Annotated in this window: 2 protein-coding genes and 1 pseudogene; 2 read left to right on the forward strand and 1 reads right to left on the reverse strand. The window is 68.7% G+C overall.

Going from position 1 to position 2151, the window contains the following annotated elements; all coding sequences use genetic code 11:
- Positions 1-31: 31 nt before the first annotated feature.
- A pseudogene (locus HGBR_RS19540) lies at positions 32-379 on the forward strand (HAD family hydrolase); the annotation flags it as partial.
- 58 nt (positions 380-437) lie between these two features.
- Positions 438-1109 (forward strand): MFS transporter, encoded by a 672-nt coding sequence (locus HGBR_RS17515; RefSeq protein ID WP_019159316.1) that lies wholly within the window; start codon positions 438-440, stop codon positions 1107-1109.
- Between the two features lie 50 nt (positions 1110-1159).
- Here HGBR_RS17515 and aqpZ read toward each other — a convergent pair whose 3' ends face one another.
- Complete coding sequence (aqpZ, locus tag HGBR_RS10570) at positions 1160-1900, reverse strand: aquaporin Z (protein ID WP_019159317.1); 741 nt, start codon at positions 1898-1900, stop codon at positions 1160-1162.
- Between the last annotated feature and the right edge of the window lie 251 nt (positions 1901-2151).

Here is a 2151-nt window from a genome sequence, read left to right on the forward strand (position 1 = left end):
CGTCATCATCAAAGACGGTGGCGTGTTAGAGGTGCTCGCCCGGGTCCGTGCAGTCGCATTCGACAAGACCGGCACCTTGACCGAAGGTAAAGCCGACGTCGTCGAGATTCACCCTGCTGCTCGCACCGCAGACGAGACGCTGCAGCTCGCGGCCGCCGCCGAGCAGTACTCCGTGCACGTGTTCGCCGATCCGATCGTGGCATCGGCACGCACACAGCAACTTAAGCTTCCCGAAGTGGTGACGGCCGACGAGGTGGCAACAAACGGTGTCCTCGCCTCCCTGGCAGACGGCACCTCGGTGCGAGTGGGCAAGCCCTCATTTATCGAAGAGGTGACCGGGCCGATCGATCCACCCGTACTCTCAGCTGGGGAGACGGCCGTCTACGTATCAGTCGGTGACGAGCTCGCCGGAGTGATCATCTTGTCAGACCCGATTCGTGAGCAGTCTGGAGGCCGGCGTCTCGCAACGGGACGAGGCAGGCGGGCCGGAGGGGGCCTCGGCGCCGGAGGGGACGTCCGTCGGCAAGCCGACGATGCTGCGCATCATGCGACTGCCCATGATCCCCTCCCACATGATCGCGTCCCTGGCACTGCTCACGATGGCCGACCTCCTCATCGCGTTCCTCCCGGTCGTGGGGGAGCAGCACGGGGTCGCCCCTGTGTGGGTGGGGGTCTTCCTCGCGGTGCGGGCGGGCGCGACGATCGCATCGAGGATCTGCCTGCCGTGGATGTCCGCCCGGTACCGGCGCAGCGACCTCGTGATCGTGAGCCTGCTGGGCGCCGGCGTCACCATCGTCGCGACACCGTCGACCCTCACGTGGCCCGTGGTGACGATCATCCTCATGGCCGTGGGCGGCTTCTTCCTGGGGCTGGGCCAACCGCTCACCATGACACTGGTCGTCCAATCCGTGCCCACCGCGTGGCGCAGCACCGCCCTGGCCGTCCGTCTCATGGGCAACCGGATGGGACAGGTCGTCATCCCCCTGGCCGCTGGCGGGATCGCGTGGGCCGTGGGACCGGCCGGGGCGATCTGGTTCGCGTCCCTGCTGCTCGTGGCGAGCGGCGCGGAGAAGTCACTGCACCGGCGCGCAGGCGGATTCCGCCGGTAGGGGGCGGGGCCAGAGGGCGCTCAGGCCGCCTGCGCCCGTGTGGGCGCGGGTCAGTCCTTCGCGGCGGTGAGCGCCTTGTAGCTGAGGCCCGCGATCGCGGCGCCGATCAGCGGGGCGACGATGAAGAGCCACACCTGCCCCAGCGCAGCCGGGTTGTAGAACGCGACCGCAAGCGACCGTGCCGGGTTCACCGAGGTGTTCGTCACCGGGATCGCGATGAGGTGGATGAGCGTGAGCGTGAGGCCGATCGCCAGCGGTGCGAAACCTGCCGGAGCGCCCTTGTCGGTGGTGCCGAGGATGACCCACAGGAAGATCGCGGTGAGGACGACTTCGAGCACCAGGCACGCGAGCAGGCCGTAGCCGCCCGGCGACAGGTCACTGTATCCGTTGGTGGCGAAGGAGCCTGCCGCCGACGGGTCGATCGCGAACCCGTCCTGTCCACTGGCGACGAGGTAGAGGACGGTCGCCGCGACCGCACCGCCGACGACCTGGATGCCCATGTAGGGGGCGACGGCCTTCGCCTCGATGCGACCCGCGCACAGGGCGCCCAGTGTCACCGCCGGGTTGAAGTGGCCGCCGGAGATGTGGCCCAGCGCGTACGCACCCGTGACCACCGTGAGACCGAACGCCAGGGCGACGCCCAGGAACCCGATGCCCATCTGGACGCCGTCGTCGCCCACGACCTTCGCCGCGAGCACCGCGGAGCCGCAGCCGCCGAACACCAGCCAGAACGTTCCGATGAACTCCGCCCAGAGGCGGGCGCGCATGGGGATGGGCGGTGCAGCGGTCATGGAGTCCTCCGGAATGCGAGTGGCTAGTGCGGATCAAGAGTACTCCGGAAAGCGAGGGGAGGCGAGGAGGCTGACGCCGCGATTCGCGGGGTCGACCCGCGTGCGGTGCGCACCTGCGGGGGCTCTGCCTGGGGTGCGCCACGTGTGCGTGTGCAAGTGTTTACTTGCATTCTTCCGTGTCGCGGCTCACAATGTGAGCGTGGTCACGGCCGCTCAAAGCCGCTGACTGTGCCCGGTCGCCTCGACGATGT

It is taken from the genome of Brevibacterium senegalense, assembly GCF_000285835.1.
Classification (GTDB): Bacteria; Actinomycetota; Actinomycetes; order Actinomycetales; family Brevibacteriaceae; genus Brevibacterium; species Brevibacterium senegalense.